Below are 17,033 nucleotides of genomic sequence, written 5' to 3' on the forward strand. Positions count from 1 at the left end.
GCTGGGCCGCGGCGCGCCATGCAACACCCTTCCCGGAACCCGAACCGGCGCCCTGCGAGAAGCGCGCCGGCTTCACTCCCACCGGCCAGAACACGCCGTCGGGAAACCGGGAGGAGACGACGCCTCAACCCTCGGCGTCGCCCTCGTCCTCCTCGCCGCCCTCGGCACCGGCGAGAATCTGCTCGGCGATCAGGCCGGCATTCTGGCGGATCGTCGCCTCGATGCGACCGGCGACCTCCGGGTTCTGGCGCAGGAAGTTCTTGGCGTTCTCGCGCCCTTGGCCGAGCCGCTGGCTGTCATAGGAGAACCACGCGCCCGACTTCTCCACCACCCCGGCCTTGATGCCGAGATCGATGAGCTCGCCCATCTTGGAGACGCCCTCGCCATACATGATGTCGAACTCGACCTGCTTGAAGGGCGGCGCCAGCTTGTTCTTCACCACCTTCACGCGGGTCTGGTTGCCCACCACCTCGTCGCGCTCCTTGATCGCGCCGATACGGCGGATGTCGAGACGGACCGAGGAATAGAACTTCAGCGCGTTGCCGCCCGTGGTGGTCTCCGGGCTGCCATACATCACGCCGATCTTCATGCGGATCTGGTTGATGAAGATCACCATGGTGTGGGAGCGGTTGATCGAGGCGGTCAGCTTGCGCAACGCCTGGCTCATCAGCCGCGCCTGCATACCGGGCTGATTGTCGCCCATCTCACCGTCGAGTTCGGCACGCGGGGTCAGCGCGGCGACCGAATCGACCACCAGCACGTCCACCGCGCCCGAGCGCACCAGCGTGTCGGCGATCTCCAGCGCCTGCTCGCCAGCGTCCGGCTGGGAGATCAGCAGATTGTCGAGGTCGACGCCCAGCTTGCGGGCATAGATCGGGTCGAGCGCGTGTTCGGCGTCGATGAAGGCGCACACCCCGCCCTTCTTCTGCGCCTCGGCGATGGTGTGCAGCGCCAGCGTGGTCTTGCCCGAGGATTCCGGCCCGAAGATCTCGACGATGCGCCCGCGCGGCAGGCCGCCGATGCCGAGCGCGATGTCGAGACCGAGCGAACCCGTGGAGACCGTCTCGATCTCCATGATCCGCTCGTTCTTGCCCAGCCGCATGATCGAGCCCTTGCCGAAATGGCGCTCGATCTGGGAAAGCGCGGCGTCGAGCGCCTTGGCCTTGTCCATGGAAGATCCTTCAACGAGTCGCAGAGTCGCTTGAGTCATCGCCGGGCTCCGGGCTGCACGCAAGAGGATGAATAGGGTTTCGGATAAGTTGGTGCAGTTGTACCCGGTTTGTTCGATGTTCGCAATATGTTCTCATCAAGTTCCTTCGAGGCGGTTTCCGGTGCGATCGGCCCGCGCCGCCCCACCCCTCACTCCCCTTCGAGGATCTCGCTACGCCAGGGCGGGTTGGCGCCCGCGCGGGTGACGGAGACGGCGGCGGCGCGGGCGGCGAAGGCGAGCGCGGCCTGCAGCGTCGCGGGCGGCAGCGCCGCCAGCCGATCCGGGGCCAGCGCGCCGGCCTCCGCCAGCGCCGACAGGAAGCCGGCGTTGAAGGTGTCCCCCGCCCCCACCGTATCCGCCACGGTGACGGCCGGCGCCGCCACGGACACCTCGATGTCGCCCCCCTGCGCGTCGCGGCCGAAGGCGCGCGCGCCGCGGGCGCCCAGCGTCACCAGCACCAGACGCGGGCCCAGCGCCTGCACCCGGCGCGCCTGGGTGGCGAGGTCGCCCGGCCCGGTCAGCCAGAACAGGTCCTCGTCGGAGAGCTTCACCACATGGCTGAGGCGGATGAGGCGGTCGATGCGGGCGCGATAGGCCGCTTCGTCGCGGATGAAGCCGGGGCGGATGTTCGGGTCGAGCATGATCAACCGCCCCCGGCCGTCCGCCGCCACCCGGGCCGCCAGCGCTTCCATCGCGCTGCCGACCGGCTCGCCGACCAGGCTGATGCCGCCGAGGAACAGCGCCCCCACCTCCTCCGGCACCTCGGGCACGTCATCCGGGGCGAGCAGGCGGCCGGCGGTGTTCTCGTCGAGGAAGAGATAGCGCGCCTGGCCCTCGACCAGGGTGACGAAGGCGAGCGTGGTGGGCCGGTCGACCGGACGGCACAGGCGGGTATCGACGCCGGCGGCGTCGAGGGCGGCGCGCAGCTGGTCGCCGAACAGGTCGGTCGAGAGGCCGTACCAGAACAGCGTGGGGGTGCCGAGGCGGGCGGCGGCTATGGCGGTGTTGAACACCGCCCCGCCGGGCAGCGGCAGGAAGGCCCGTCCTTCCGGCGTGTCGCGCGGCACCATGTCGATCAGCGCCTCTCCCGCGCACAGAAGCGCCGGCGAGCGGGGCGAAGACGAAGCGGGCATGGGAATCACCGTCCTGGAATGAAGGGAGGCTCAGCCGGCGAGATAGTCGGTCAGCACGGCCCGCGTACCACGGCTCCACAGCGCGTCGAGCGCCGCGGAGAAGGCCGCCACCACTTCCACATCCTCTCCGAGATTACCATAGACATCCTGCATGCCGAACCACACCGAAGGATCGGCCTTGGCCGCCCGCGCCCGCGCCGAGAGTTCGTCCCAGTTCGGGTCGTTCGGGGCGATGGCCGCGCCGCTGTCGGTCACGCCCGCGCAATAGCGGCACCACAGCGCCGAGGCGAGGATCAGCCCCTTGGGAAGCCTCCCCGTGGCGCGGTTGTCGCGGATCGAGGGCACGATGAATTTCGGCTGCCGGTTGGAGCCGTCGAGGCACAGGCGCCGCACCGTGTCCGCCACCTCGGGATTGGAGAAGCGGGCGCGGATCACGCGATAGTAGTCGCCGAGGTCGGTGTCCGGCACGGGCGGCACGATCGGGATGATCTCCTCGCGCTCCAGCCGGTCGAGGAAGGCCACGATCAGCGGCTCCTCCATCGCCTCGTGGACGAGATCGATGTCCATCAGCCCGCCGGGATAGGCGATGATCGCGTGGCCGCCGTTGAGGATGCGGATCTTCATCGTCTCATAGGCATGGACGTGATCGGTGAACACCACGCCCACCTTCTCCAGCGCCGGGCGGCCGGCCGGGAAGCGGTCTTCCAGCACCCACTGACGGAACGGCTCGCAGGTCACGGGCACCGGATCGGCGATGCCGAAGGCGGCGGCCATGGCCCGCTCGCGCTCGCCCGTCGCGGGGGTGATGCGGTCGACCATCCCGTTCGGGAAGGCGACATGGGCGTCGACCCATGCCGCCAGCTCCGGGTCGAACAGCCGGGCAAGGCCGATGACCACCTGGCGGGTCACACTGCCGTTGCCCGGCAGGTTGTCGCAGGACATCACCGTGAAGGGCGCGATGCCGGCGGCGCGGCGGGCCTTCAGCGCGGCAAGGATGGCGCCGAACGCGGTGCCAGGTGCGGAGGGATTGGCCGCGTCGGCGGCGATCTCCGCCGCGCCGGTGTCGAGCCGGCCCGCCGGGTCCATGAAGTAGCCGCCCTCGGTCACGGTCAGGCTGACGATGCGGATTTCCGGCTTCGCCATGGCGGCGATCAGCGTGGCGTTGCCGGTCTCCACCGGCAGGAAGTCGATCATCGCGCCGACCCGCCGCGCCCGACGGCCGGCCGGATCGAGCTCGATGACGGTCGACAGGCAGTCCTGCGCCAGAAGCGCCTCGCGCATGCGCGCGTCCGCCGGCCGCACCCCGGCGCCGATGATCGCCCAGTCATGGCCCTCGCCGAGCGCGAACAGGTCGTCGAGATAGACGGCCTGATGGGCGCGGTGGAAATTGCCCAGCCCGATATGGACGATGCCCGGCGTCAGCGTCGAGCGGTCATAGGAAGGAAGCGATACGGCGGGGCTGCTCATTGTCGTGCCATTCGGGTTGTCGCCGTCCGCGCCGGGGCGCCGGGCGACGCAGGGGTCGATCTCGGGAATGGGAGGGACGGCCGGGCCGCGCCCTCCCGTGTCACGTCACCGCGTCACGTCGCGGCGTTGCCCGCCTCGTCGAAGCGGTGGAGCTTGTCCGGCTGGGGGGCGAGGCCGACCGTGTCGCCGAAGGCGAGCGCCACCTCGCCGCTGGCGCGGACGTTGATCTGCCCGACGCCCTCGACATCCACCTTCAGGAAGGTGTCGGAGCCCAGATGCTCGCAGAGCCCCACCCTGCCCTTCCACGGGCCGGCGGCGGCGATGTCGATATGTTCCGGCCGGATGCCGAGCGTATGGGCGCCGTGCTTCGCCGCCTCCGTCCCCTCGATGAAGTTCATCTTCGGGCTGCCGATGAAGCCGGCGACGAAGAGGTTGGCCGGCCGCCGGTAGAGCTCCAGCGGGCTGCCGACCTGCTCGATCCGGCCGGCGTTCAGCACCACGATCTTGTCGGCCATGGTCATGGCCTCCACCTGGTCGTGGGTGACGTAGATCATCGTCGTCTTGAGCGACTGGTGCAGTTCGGAGATCTCCTGCCGCATCGAGACGCGCAGCGCCGCGTCGAGATTGGACAGCGGCTCGTCGAACAGGAAGGCCGCCGGCTCGCGCACGATGGCGCGGCCGATGGCGACGCGCTGGCGCTGGCCGCCGGAGAGCTGGCTCGGCTTGCGGTCGAGATAGGGCGTCAGGTTCAGCACCCTGGCCGCCGCCTCCACCTTGCGCTCCTGCTCGGCGGCGGGAACGCCGGCCATGCGCAGGGGAAAGGCGATGTTCTTGCGCACGCTCATATGCGGGTAGAGCGCGTAGCTCTGGAACACCATGGCGAGGCCGCGCCGGGCCGGCGGCAGGTCGGTCGCGTCGCGCCCGTCGATGGAGATATTGCCGGAGGAAACATCCTCCAGCCCGGCGATGAGGCGCAGCAGCGTGGACTTGCCGCAGCCGGACGGGCCGACGAAGACCACGAACTCGCCGTCGGCGATGCGCAGGTCGATCCCCTGGATGATGGAGACGCCGCCGAACGACTTCTTCACCTGGGACAGGACGATTTCGCCCATTGGTTTCCCCCTACTTCACGGCGCCGAAGGTCAGGCCGCGGACGAGTTGCTTCTGGCTGAACCAGCCGAGGATGAGGATCGGCGCGATCGCCATGGTGCTGGCCGCCGAGAGCTTGGCGTAGAAGAGCCCCTCGGGGCTCGAATAGCTGGCGATGAAGGCGGTCAGCGGCGCGGCGTTGGCCGCGGTGAGGTTCAGCGTCCAGAAGCTCTCGTTCCACGCGAGGATGACGTTGAGCAGCAGGGTGGACGCGATGCCCGGCACCGCCATGGGCGTCAGCACGTAGAGAATCTCGGAGCTCAGCGAGGCGCCGTCCATGCGCGCGGCCTCGAGGATCTCGCCGGGGATCTCCTTGAAGTAGGTGTAGAGCATCCAGACGATGATCGGCAGGTTCACCAGCGTCAGCACGATGACGAGGCCGAGCTTGGTGTCGAGCAGGCCGGTGTCGCGCGCCAGCAGGTAGATCGGCACCAGCACGCCGACCGCCGGCATCATCTTGGTGGAGAGCATCCACATCAGCACGTCCTTGGTCCGCTTTCCCGGCACGAAGGCCATGGACCAGGCGGCCGGGACCGCGACCAGGAGCCCGACCAGCGTCGAGCCGAGCGCGATCACCACCGAGTTCCAGAAATGGACGAGGTAGTCGGAGCGCTCGTTCACCGTCTCGTAGTTCTCCAGCGTCCAGTCGAAGAACAGGAACGAGGGCGGCGAGGCGATCGCCTCGGCCTCGGTCTTGAAGGAGGTCAGCACCGTCCAGAGGATCGGGAAGAAGATCAGCAGCCCGATGCCCCAGGCGAGAGCCGTGACGGCGGCCTTGCGGCCTTTCGAAACCTCGCGCGCCATGGTCAGGCCTCCAGGTTCCGGCCGATCATCCGCATGAGGAAGATCGCGACGATGTTGGCGAGGATGACGGCGACGATGCCGCCGGCGGAGCCCAGCCCCACGTCGAACTGCAGCATGGACTGCATGTAGACGAGGAAGGTGAGCGTGGTGGACGCCGTGCCGGGCCCGCCATTGGTCGTCACCAGTATCTCGGCGAAGACGGAGAGCAGGAAGATCGTCTGGATCAGCACGACGACGGTGATCGAGCGCATCAGGTGCGGGATGGTCAAGTGGAGGAAGCGCCAGAACCAGCCGGCCCCGTCCATCTCCGCCGCCTCCATCTGCTCCTGGTCGAGACTCTGCAGCGCGGTGAGCAGGATCAGCGTGGCGAAGGGCAGCCATTGCCAGGCGACGATGGCGATGATGGAGGCGAGCGGTGCCTCGGCGAAGAAGTCGAAGGGCTCCAGCCCGAGCCCGCGCGCCATGGAGGCGAAGAGCCCGTTCACCGGGTTCATCAGCATGTTCTTCCACACCAGCGCCGAGACGCTGGGCATGATGAAGAACGGCGCGATGACGAGGATGCGGACGATCCCCTGCCCCCACATCGGCTGGTCCAGCAGCACCGCCAGCGCCACCCCGCCGACCACCGTGATCACCAGCACGCCGAGCACGAGGGTCAGCGTGTTGATCAGCGCCGGCCAGAAGGACGGATCGGTGAAGAAGTAGAGATAGTTCTCGAAGCCCGTGAACTCCTCCGTGCCCGGCATCAGCAGGTTGAAGCGCAGGAAGGAGAAGTAGACGGTCATCGCCAGCGGCACGATCATCCACAGGAACAGCAGGATGACCGCCGGGGACAGCATGAGCCGGCCTGCAGTGCGTGAGGCTTGCGTCGCCATGGACGGATACCTTGGCTGGTGCCGCTCGCGGGCGGGCCCCGCGGGTGGTGCGCAAAAGTGAGACCGCGACGGACGCGGGCTGGTCTCGTCTGCCGGCCTGCCGCGGCACGGGGGCGGGAATTCCCGGACCGCGGCAGCTCGGCCCGCCGGCGCGCGATGGCGCCGGTGGACGGGAATGCGAACGCCTACTTCGGATAGCCGGCGCGGGTCATTTCACGGACGGTCAGCGCCTGCGCGGCGGTGAGCGCCTGCTCCGCCTTGGACTTGCCGGCGACGGCGGCCGAGAACTGCTGGCCGACGGCCGTGCCGATCGCCTGGAACTCCGGGATCGCGACGAACTGGCCGCCCGTATAGGGCACCTGCTTCTCCGAGGGGTGCGCGGTGTTGGCGGATTCGATCGCCTTCAGCGTCATCTCGGCGAAGGGTGCGACCTTCAGATAGTCGGGATTCTTGTAGAGCGAGGTCCGCGTGCCGGGCGGCACGTTGGCGACGCCTTCCTTCTCGGCCACCAGCTTGGTGTATTCGGGCGAGGTCGCCCAGGCCACGAAGGTCTTGGCCGCGTCCGCCTTGGTCGAGGTGGCGGGAATGGCGAGGTTCCACGACCACAGCCAGTTGCCGTGGTTCTTGCCGCCCGCACGGGTCGGCGCCGGCGCAAAGCCGACCTTGTCGGCGACCTTCGACTCCTTCGGATCGGAGATGAAGGAAGCGGCGACGGTAGCGTCGATCCACATGCCGCACTTGCCGGTCTGGAACAGCGCGAGGTTCTCGTTGAAGCCGTTGGAGGAGGCGCCGGGCGGGCCGTAGTTCGACATCAGCTTCAGGTAGGTGTCGAGCGTCGCCTTCCACTCGGGCTGGTCGAACTGCGGCTTCCACTGCATGTCGAACCAGCTTCCGCCCATGGAATTCACCATGGAGGTGAGGAACGCCATGTTCTCGCCCCAGCCGGCCTTGCCGCGCAGGCAGATGCCGTAAACGCCGGCGCTCTTGTCGGTCATCTTGGCCGCCGCGTCGGTGATGAAGTCCCAGTCGGGGTTCTCCGGCATCTTGAGACCGGCCTTCTCCAGCAGGTCGGTGCGGTACATCAGCATCGAGCTCTCGGCGTAGAACGGCACCGCATAGAGCTTGCCGTCGACGGTGAGGCTCTGGGCCACCTGCGGCAGCAGGTCGTCCTGCTGGTAGTCGGCGCCGAGATTGTCGAGCGCCAGCAGCCAGTTCTGCTTGGCCCAGATCGGCACCTCGTAGTTGCCGATGGTCAGCACGTCGTACTGGCCGCCCTTCGAGGCGATGTCGGTGGTCACGCGCTGGCGCAGCACGTTCTCTTCCAGCGTCACCCAGTTGACCTTGATGTCGGGATGCTTGGCGTAGAAGTCCGACATGAGGCGCTGCATGCGGATCATGTCGCCGTTGTTCACCGTCGCGACGGTGATGGTCGTCTGGGCCGATGCGGTGCCGGCGAAGGCAAGCATCATCGACGCGCCCACGAGGGCGCGGAACGTAACGGTCATGACTCTCCTCCCTTGCGGCGAATTGAGCATTTCATCGCCTTGTGGGCAAATATTCACGTGACCCTGACGCCCGTCAACCCCCTTCCATGCTGCGGACGCGAGAGACCGGCGGCTGTCCATGCCCGTTCTGAGCTAGGGGGAAACGCTTCCACGGCAAGGCCGCGCACGCGCCCGGAGGGCGGTACGAGGGGCTTGCGCGCTTGTATGTGAATGGTGTTGCCCATCAGGGCGGGAACGGCCCGCCCGGCGGCGCCTCAGCGCGCGAGAATGCCGATGGCCGTCGGCTCGTCGGTCACCAGCCCGTTGATGATGCCGGATTTCAGCGCCGCCGCGGCGGCGGCGATCTTCACCTCGCCGGCGGCGATCGCGATCACCGGGCGGTCCGGGCCAGTCGGCGGCACCCGCACGCCGGTCATCCGCTGGTTGATCGCCAGGTCGAGGTAGCGCCCCTCCCCGTCGAAGATCCAGCCGGCGATCTCGCCGGCCGCCCCGACCGCCTGGATCTCACGCAACTCGCCCGGGGTGAGGAAGCCGTCGGTCAGCAGCGGCGCGTCGTCGGTCATCTGGCCGATGCCGACGAAGGTCACGTCGGCCTCCTGCGCCAGCTCGCGGACCTTGCGCACCGCACCGAGCGACTGGAGGACCGCATTCTCCGAGGGCGTGTCCGCCATCACCGGCACCGGCATCGGATAATGCGGCGCGTGGACCTTCTCGGCCAGCCGCATGATGACCTCGAAATAGGAGGCGGAGCCGTCCGGCGCGATGTTGCCGAGCAGCGAGACGAGCCGGTGCTGCGGCGCCTCGACCGGCGCCAGCGCCTCGACCATGCCGCGCAGTGCCCGCCCGGTGCCGAGCGCGATGACCAGCGAACGCGGTTCCCGCAGCACGCGCTCCATCTCCGCCGCCGCCGCCGGCGCAATCGCGCGCACGGGATCGCGATCCGGCCCCAGCCCGGGCATCACGCGGCAGCGCACGAGGCCGAAGCGCTCGCGCAGCGCCGCCTCCAGCGACTGGCAGGTCGCCAGATGGTGGTTCAGCCGCACATGGATAAGCCCGGCCGCCACCGCCCGGCTGACGAGTCGCTGGGCGCGCTGGCGGGAGACGCCCATCTCGGCCGCGATCTGGTCCTGCGTCAGGCCGCCCACGTAATACAGCCAGGCGGCGCGGGCGGCCTGGTCGTCGGTCGAAGGGTCGGCGTCGGGAAGAAGGCTCATGCGAGGTTCACTACGCCAGCGGACGGGTGGAACAGGTGAGGCAGCGCCGCCCTCAGCTCGGCGAAGCTCGCGAAACTGCGATGCGGACGGCAATCGACGGGTAGCGGCACGTCCATATTGGCAAGGTGGCTGCCTCCGGTGAAGCGCCACACCTGCATTCCGGCGGCGAGACCCGCCAGCAGGCCGGGTACGCTGTCCTCCACCACCACGCAGGTGGACGGGTCGGCGCCCATGACCGCCGCCGCGTGGAGGAACAGGTCCGGCGCCGGCTTGCCGCGCGGCACCTCGCTGGCGGTGAAGGTCCGGCCGTCGAAATGCCGGTCGAGCCCGACCATGGCGAGCGAGGCGGCGAGCCGCGCCGGGCTCGACGATGTCGCGACGCAGGCCGGCACCTGCAACGCCTCCACCGTCTCGATCGCGCCGGCCATCGCGGCGAGACCCGTCCTGAACGAGGCCAGCAGCCGGCCGCGATAGCGTTCCTCGAAATCGTCAGGAAGCGTGACGCCGAAGCGCTCGCTCACCTCGGCCACGATCACCGGATAGGCCCGGCCGATGAAATGGCGCGCGACGAAGCCCATGTCGACGGCAACGCCGTGACAGGCCAATTCGTCGATGAGCGCACGGGCGCTGAGAACCTCGCTGTCGATCAGCACGCCGTCGCAATCGAAGATGATGAGGGCCGGGCGCATGGCTAGCGATCTAGTCTTCATCCCGCCCGGCGTCCAGCGACGTGTATCCGGCGGCCGGCGCGAAATCACATTTGCCGTCCGCCGTTTTGCTGTGCATTGCGTCGGAGCGCGAAAGCGTCCTACCTTCACCGCGCACGCGCCGAAGAAAGAAGCGCGGCATCAAAAGCAGACCTAGGACGGAGCGTTCGCGACCCGGACGTCGCATGGCCGGATCCTTTCTGTTCGAACCCGATCGGGATCCCGCGACATGCCCTCATTCTCCGCACGCCAACGGAGAACCGGGACATTCGGCGCTCCTCCTCTGCAGGGGAGGACAGCGGCATGGAGCAGAATGCGATCCGTGCGGCTTGGGAACGTTTCCTGAGTGACGGCGCGCCAGAGCTTGCCGGCGTGCCCCGTCCCTTGGCCGCGTCATGGGAAAGATCCCGCGCCGGGGGCATCGGCATCGAGCGCGCGCAGGCGCCTCTGGCGGCCGAGCCCGAGATCTACCGGCGTCGCTCCGCCAACGCGGCGCTGCTGAACGTGGCGCGCCCGGCGCTCGAACGTTCCGGCCTCTTCCTCGCCGACGCCTCCTCCATGATGATCCTGAGCGACGCCAGCGGCTTCATCATCGAGACGGCGGGCGACCCGCGCGTCGTCGACCATGGCCGCCGCAACCATCTGGAAACCGGCGGGCGCTGGGACGAAGGCGTGATCGGCACCAATGCCATCGGCACCGCGCTGATCGACGGGCGGCCGACGGAGATCCGCGGCGCCGAGCATTTCTGCGAGGACGTGCAGCGCTGGACCTGCGCCGCCACGCCGGTCCGCCATCCGCTCGACCATCAACTGCTCGGTATCGTCGACATTTCCGGCCCCGTCGATCACTTCAATCCGCAGAGCCTCGCGCTCGCCGTCGCCATCGGCCAGGAGATCGAAGCCGGGCTGTATCGCACCGCGAAGCTCGAGCATGAGCTGCTGCTGCGCAGCTTCGTCTCGAAACGCTCGATCTGGCTGAGCGAGGAGATTCTCGTCGTCGACCGGCGGGGCTTTCTCGTGCACGCGGCGGATTCCGCCCGGCGCCAGTCCGATGCGGCGCCCGAGCGGCTGGCCGAGGAGGTCCGCCACCTCATCGGCGCTGCTGAACACGAGGCGTGGGAGGAGAATTGCCGCCACCGCTTTCCCAATGCCAGCGTGGAGATCGTCCGCTCGGACGGCGAGGCCATCGGCTGCCTGATCGTGATGCACCGCAGCCGCGGCCGCTCGTCCGCATCGGTGGAGAGCCCGCGCGAGGCGGTCGAGCCGGAGATCGGCTTCGACCGCATCCTCGGCTCCAGCGCGCCGATGCGCGAGGCCCGCGAGCGGGCCCGCAAGCTGGCGGCCAACAGCCTGCCGATCCTCATCGAGGGCGAGACCGGCGTCGGCAAGGAACTCTTCGCCCGCGCCATCAGGAGCGCCAGCCCGGCCGCTAGCGGTCCCTTCGTGCCGCTGAATTGCGGTGGCATGCCGCGCGACCTCATCGCCAGCGAGCTGTTCGGCTATACCAGGGGCGCCTTCACCGGCGCCGACGAGAAGGGTCGCCCCGGCCGCATCGAGCAGGCGGACGGCGGCGTGCTCTGTCTCGACGAGATCGGCGAGATGCCGCTCGACCTGCAATCCTATCTGCTGCGCGTGCTGGAGGACGGCGTGGTCTACCGGGTCGGCGACCATGTGGGGCGCCGGGTCAGCATCCGCATCCTCTCCATGACCAATCGCGACCTCGCCGCCGAGGTCGAGGCCGGCCGCTTCCGCCGCGATCTCTACTATCGCATCGCCGCCGCCCGCATCCGCATCCCTTCCCTGCGGGAGCGCGGCGAGGACGTCGTGACGCTGGCCGGCGGATTCGCACAGGCCGCCGCCGCGCGTCAGGGCCGGCCGGTCCCCGTCTTCGCGCCGGAGGTTCTGGAGCGCCTGCGTCACTATTCCTGGCCCGGCAATGTGCGCGAGCTGCGCAACGTCGTCGACGCGATGATCGCGCTCGCCGATGGCGACGTGATCGGCCTCGACGACCTGCCGCCCGAGCTTGACGGCCACGCCCCCCTCGTGCCCCGGCCCGGCGCGGCGGCGATGGATTTTCCGGATGCCCCTGCCCCCGCCGTTGACCTCAAGGCGACCGAGCGCGCGGCGATCCTCGCCCAGGTGGAAGCCTGCGGCGGCAATCTGACGGAGGCGGCCCGGCGCCTCGGCATCGCCCGCTCCACCCTCTATCTGCGCCTCAACGGGTATCGCGGCGGCGGCACCGTCCGCTGAACACCGCCTCGTCCGCCGATCGTCCGTCCGTCGTCCGACAATCGGACAGGATGCAAGCGCGAAGACGCTCTTCGCGGTCGCGGTAAGTATCTGCGAATACTCGACAGGCAACGGCGCGCCGATACTGGCACGCCTTCTGCGTTCTCCCTGTGGCCCGGCTCGGCAGAAGCCGGCTGAACACCAGGAGGACGCCTGTGAACATCCATTCTCCGACCAACAGAAACGTGCAGGTGCTCGGCATCGACGCCGGCGGCACCATGACGGACACGTTCTTCGTCGACTCCGACGGCGACTTCGTCGTCGGCAAGGCGCAGAGCACGCCGCAGAATGAAGCCCTCGGCCTGATCGCTTCCAGCGAGGACGGCCTCGGCAACTGGGGCCTCTCGCTCGACGCCGCCCTCAAGCAGCTCCAGACCGGCGTCTATTCCGGCACCGCCATGCTGAACCGCGTGGTGCAGCGCAAGGGCCTGAAATGCGGCCTCATCGTCAATCGCGGGCTGGAGGACTTCCACCGCATGGGCCGGGCGATCCAGGCCTATCTCGGCTACGCCTATGAGGACCGCATCCATCTCAACACCCACCGCTACGACCCGCCGCTGGTGCCGCGCAATCTCACGCGGGGCGTGGTCGAGCGCATCGACATGTCCGGCACGGTGGTCATCCCGCTGCGCGAGGACAGCGTGCGCGAGGCCGCCCGGGAGCTGATCGCCGCCGACGTGGAAGGCATCGTCATCAGCCTGCTCCACTCCTACAAGAACCCGGCGCATGAGCGCCGCGTGCGCGACATCGTCACCGAGGAGATCGGCAGGAGCGGCAAGACGATCCCGGTCTTCGCCTCGGCGGACTACTATCCGGTGCGCAAGGAGACCCACCGCACCAACACCACCATCCTCGAAGGCTACGCGGCGGAGCCCTCCCGCCAGACGCTGAAGAAGATCTCGGACGCCTTCAAGGACCGCGGCACCAAGTTCGACTTCCGCGTGATGGCCACCCATGGCGGCACCATCTCGTGGAAGGCCAAGGAACTGGCCCGCACCATCGTGTCCGGCCCCATCGGCGGGGTCATCGGCGCGAAATATCTCGGCGAGGTGCTGGGCTACAACAACATCGCCTGCTCGGATATCGGCGGCACCTCCTTCGACGTCGCCCTCATCACCCAGGGCGAGCTCACCATCAAGAACGACCCGGACATGGCGCGCCTCGTCCTGTCGCTGCCGCTGGTGGCGATGGATTCGGTGGGGGCCGGCGCCGGTTCCTTCATCCGGCTCGATCCCTACACCAAGGCGATCAAGCTCGGCCCGGACTCGGCCGGCTACCGCGTCGGCGTGTGCTGGAAGGAAAGCGGCATCGAGACCGTCACCGTCTCCGACTGCCACATGGTCCTGGGCTATCTGAACCCCGACAACTTCCTCGGCGGCGCGGTGAAGCTCGACCGTCAGCGCTCCGTCGATGCCATCAAGACGCAGCTCGCCGATCCGCTCGGCCTGTCGGTCGAGGACGCGGCGGCCGGCGTCATCGAGCTGCTCGACAGCGACCTGCGCGACTATCTGCGCTCGATGATCTCCGGCAAGGGCTACAGCCCGCAGAGCTTCGTGTGCTTCTCCTATGGCGGCGCCGGCCCGGTCCACACCTACGGCTACACCGAGGGTCTCGGCTTCGAGGACGTCATCGTGCCGGCCTGGGCGGCGGGCTTCTCCGCCTTCGGCTGCGCGGCGGCGGATTTCGAGTACCGCTACGACAAGTCGCTCGACATCAACCTCGCGCCCGACGCCCCGGCGGATCAGCGCGAGGCGGCGGCGAAGACGCTTCAGGCGGCGTGGGAGGAGCTCACCCACAACGTGCTGGAGGAATTCAAGCTCAACGGCTACGCGCCCGAGCAGGTGACGCTGCAGCCCGGCTACCGCATGCAGTATCGCGGGCAGCTCAACGACCTCGAGATCGAGTCCCCGCTGCCGAACGCCTCGACCGCCGAGGACTGGGAACAGCTCGTCGACGCCTTCAACACCACCTATGGCCGCGTCTACGCCGCTTCCGCCCGCTCGCCGGAGCTCGGCTATTCGGTCACCGGCGCCATCATGCGCGGCGCGGTCCCGATCCCGAAGCCGAAGATCCCGAAGGAGCCGCTGGAAGGCGAGACGCCCCCGGAAGAGGCGAAGATCGGCACCCGAAAGTTCTACCGCAAGAAGCGCTGGGTCGATGCGCAGCTCTACCGGATGGAAGCGCTGCGTCCCGGCAACCGCGTGGTCGGGCCCGCCATCATCGAATCCGACGCCACCACCTTCGTCGTCCCCGACGGCTTCGAGACCTTCCTGGACGGCCACCGGCTGTTCCACCTCAAGGAAGTCTGACCGCCACGACAAGCCGAAAACCAGGAGGAAACCGAAGATGAACATCCGTGTTCGCGACAAGGATCTCGACGCGTCGACCGGCGGCATCGTCCGCGGCGGCGAAACGCTCAAGCAGCACCGCGACCGCATCATGGACGCGACCAAGCAGACCGGCTGCTACGCCGGGATGGAGACGATGGCGCTGCGCGACAGCCAGCCCATCCTCTACAACAAGCTGTTCTCGCGGCTGCGTGCCGGCGTGGTCGATGCCCGCGAGACCGCCAAGAAGATCGCCGCCTCGCCGATCGTCGAGCAGGAGGGCGAGCTCTGCTTCACCCTCTACAACGCCGCCGGCGACAGCATCCTCACCTCGACCGGCATCATCATCCATGTCGGCACCATGGGCGCGGCGATCAAATACATGATCGAGAACGGCTGGGAGCATAACCCGGGCGTGCGCGACAAGGACATCTTCTGCAACAACGACTCGCTGATCGGAAACGTCCATCCCTGCGACATCCACACCATCGTCCCGATCTTCTGGGAGGGTGAGCTGATCGGCTGGGTCGGCGGCGTCACCCACGTCATCGACACCGGCGCCGTCGGCCCCGGCTCGATGGCGACGGGCCAGGTGCAGCGCTTCGGCGACGGCTACTCCATCACCTGCCGCAAGGTCGGCGAGAACGACACGCTGTTCCGCGACTGGCTGCATGAGAGCCAGCGCATGGTGCGCACCACCCGCTACTGGATGCTGGACGAGCGCACCCGCATCGCCGGCTGCCACATGATCCGCAAGCTGGTGGAGGAGGTGATCTCCGAGGAAGGCATCGATGCCTACTGGAAGTTCGCCTATGAGGCGGTCGAGCACGGCCGGCTTGGCCTGCAGAACCGCATCAAGGCGATGACCATCCCCGGCAAGTACCGGCAGGTCGGCTTCGTCGACGTCCCCTACGCCCATCCCGACGTGCGCGTGCCCTCGGACTTCGCCAAGCTCGACACCATCATGCACGCCCCCTCGGAGATCACCATCCGCGGCGACGGAACCTGGCGCCTCGATTTCGAAGGCTCCAGCCGCTGGGGCTGGCACACCTACAACGCCCATCAGGTGAGCTTCACCTCCGGCATCTGGGTGATGATGACCCAGACGCTGATCCCGTCGGAAATGATCAATGACGGCGCGGCCTACGGCACCGAGTTCCGCCTGCCCAAGGGCACGTGGATGAACCCGGACGACCGCCGCGTCGCCTTCTCCTACAGCTGGCACTTCCTCGTCTCGGCGTGGACGGCGCTGTGGCGCGGCCTGTCGCGCTCCTATTTCGGGCGCGGCTATCTGGAGGAGGTGAACGCGGGCAACGCCAACACCTCCAACTGGCTGCAGGGCGGCGGCTTCAACCAGTACGACGAGATCCACGCCGTGAACTCGTTCGAATGCGCGGCGAACGGCACCGGCGCCACCGCCGTGCAGGACGGCCTCTCCCACGCCGCTGCCATCTGGAACCCCGAAGGCGACATGGGCGACATGGAGATCTGGGAGCTGGCCGAACCGCTCGTCTATCTCGGTCGCCAGATCAAGGCGTCTTCCGGCGGCGCCGGCAAGTACCGCGGCGGCTGCGGCTTCGAGAGCCTGCGTCTGGTCTGGAACGCCAAGGACTGGACCATGTTCTTCATGGGCAACGGCCACATCTCGTCCGACTGGGGCCTGATGGGCGGCTATCCGGCGGCCTCCGGCTACCGCTTCGCCGCGCACGATACCGGCCTCAAGGAGCTGATCGCCTCCGGCAAGCCGATCCCGCTCGGCGGCGACACCGATCCGCAGAACCCCGTCTGGGACGACCTGATCAAGGGCGCCGTCATCAAGCGCGACAAGCAGGCCATCACCACCGAGGAAATGTTTGCCGACTACGATCTCTACCTCAACTACATGCGCGGCGGGCCGGGCTTCGGCGATCCGCTCGACCGCGTGCCCCAGAGCGTGGTGGACGACCTCAACGGCGGCTACCTGATCGAGCGCTTCGCCCTCTCCGTCTATGGCGTGGTGGCGCAGAAGGAAGCGGACGGCGCCTATGTGCTCGACGCCCCCGCGACCGAGGAACGCCGTGTGGTGATCCGCAAGCAGCGCATCGCCACCTCGGTGCCGACGCGCGACTGGATGCGCGGCGAACGCGAGAAGATCCTCGCCAAGGATGCCGGCACCCAGGTCCGGCAGATGTTCGCCGCCTCTTTCAAGCTCGGGCCGCGCTTCGAGGCCGATTTCCGCTCCTTCTGGGACCTGCCGGAGAGCTGGATCCTGACCGAGGAGGAGATCGGCGTGCCGCATTACGGCTCGCGCTACTCCATGGACGTGTCCGAGCTGCCGGACGTGAAGACGGTGCAGTTCGTCGAGGAATGACGC

The 17,033-nt window shown here is 68.2% G+C and carries 12 protein-coding genes; 3 read left to right on the plus strand and 9 right to left on the minus strand.

From position 1 onward, the window contains the following. Positions 1-124: 124 nt before the first annotated feature. The 9 genes from recA to STARVERO_RS11940 form a co-directional block, all read right to left on the minus strand. On the minus strand, positions 125-1,210 hold the full coding sequence (gene recA / locus STARVERO_RS11900) for a recombinase RecA (protein ID WP_144342675.1): 1,086 nt from the start codon (positions 1,208-1,210) through the stop codon (positions 125-127). 149 nt (positions 1,211-1,359) lie between these two features. Then, positions 1,360-2,343 (minus strand): carbohydrate kinase family protein, encoded by a 984-nt coding sequence (locus STARVERO_RS11905; RefSeq protein ID WP_159598987.1) that lies wholly within the window; start codon positions 2,341-2,343, stop codon positions 1,360-1,362. Between the two features lie 30 nt (positions 2,344-2,373). Continuing rightward, entirely contained in the window at positions 2,374-3,810 is a 1,437-nt protein-coding gene (locus STARVERO_RS11910) for a mannitol dehydrogenase family protein (RefSeq protein ID WP_159598988.1), read from the minus strand. Positions 3,811-3,923: 113 nt separating this feature from the next. Further along, the gene (locus STARVERO_RS11915) at positions 3,924-4,922 is read right to left on the minus strand and encodes an ABC transporter ATP-binding protein (protein WP_159598989.1); all 999 of its coding nucleotides are present in this window, start codon (positions 4,920-4,922) and stop codon (positions 3,924-3,926) included. Between the two features lie 10 nt (positions 4,923-4,932). Continuing rightward, on the minus strand, positions 4,933-5,763 hold the full coding sequence (locus tag STARVERO_RS11920; RefSeq protein WP_144342671.1) for a carbohydrate ABC transporter permease: 831 nt from the start codon (positions 5,761-5,763) through the stop codon (positions 4,933-4,935). 2 nt (positions 5,764-5,765) lie between these two features. After that, positions 5,766-6,638, minus strand: a complete 873-nt coding sequence (locus tag STARVERO_RS11925; protein ID WP_144342670.1) for a carbohydrate ABC transporter permease — start codon at positions 6,636-6,638, stop codon at positions 5,766-5,768. A gap of 185 nt (positions 6,639-6,823) precedes the next feature. Beyond that, positions 6,824-8,143: an ABC transporter substrate-binding protein gene (locus STARVERO_RS11930; RefSeq protein WP_144342669.1), complete on the minus strand. Its 1,320-nt coding sequence runs from the start codon at positions 8,141-8,143 to the stop codon at positions 6,824-6,826. A gap of 254 nt (positions 8,144-8,397) precedes the next feature. Continuing rightward, on the minus strand, positions 8,398-9,357 hold the full coding sequence (locus STARVERO_RS11935) for a sugar-binding transcriptional regulator (RefSeq protein ID WP_159598990.1): 960 nt from the start codon (positions 9,355-9,357) through the stop codon (positions 8,398-8,400). Continuing rightward, positions 9,354-10,046 (minus strand): HAD family hydrolase, encoded by a 693-nt coding sequence (locus STARVERO_RS11940; protein WP_159598991.1) that lies wholly within the window; start codon positions 10,044-10,046, stop codon positions 9,354-9,356. Before STARVERO_RS11940 ends, STARVERO_RS11935 begins: the two co-directional genes overlap by 4 nt. 321 nt (positions 10,047-10,367) lie before the next feature. Between STARVERO_RS11940 and STARVERO_RS11945 the strand changes: the two genes are divergently transcribed. The 3 genes from STARVERO_RS11945 to STARVERO_RS11955 all read left to right on the plus strand — a co-directional run bounded on the left by STARVERO_RS11945 (position 10,368) and on the right by STARVERO_RS11955 (position 17,030). Continuing rightward, positions 10,368-12,314, plus strand: coding sequence for a sigma-54-dependent Fis family transcriptional regulator (locus STARVERO_RS11945; RefSeq protein WP_159598992.1), 1,947 nt, complete (start codon positions 10,368-10,370; stop codon positions 12,312-12,314). A gap of 194 nt (positions 12,315-12,508) precedes the next feature. Continuing rightward, positions 12,509-14,662 (plus strand): hydantoinase/oxoprolinase family protein, encoded by a 2,154-nt coding sequence (locus tag STARVERO_RS11950; protein ID WP_144342665.1) that lies wholly within the window; start codon positions 12,509-12,511, stop codon positions 14,660-14,662. A gap of 37 nt (positions 14,663-14,699) precedes the next feature. Next, positions 14,700-17,030, plus strand: a complete 2,331-nt coding sequence (locus STARVERO_RS11955) for a hydantoinase B/oxoprolinase family protein (protein WP_159598993.1) — start codon at positions 14,700-14,702, stop codon at positions 17,028-17,030. Positions 17,031-17,033: the final 3 nt, after the last annotated feature.

It is taken from the genome of Starkeya nomas (assembly GCF_902703545.1).
Lineage (GTDB): Bacteria > Pseudomonadota > Alphaproteobacteria > Rhizobiales > Xanthobacteraceae > Ancylobacter > Ancylobacter moscoviensis.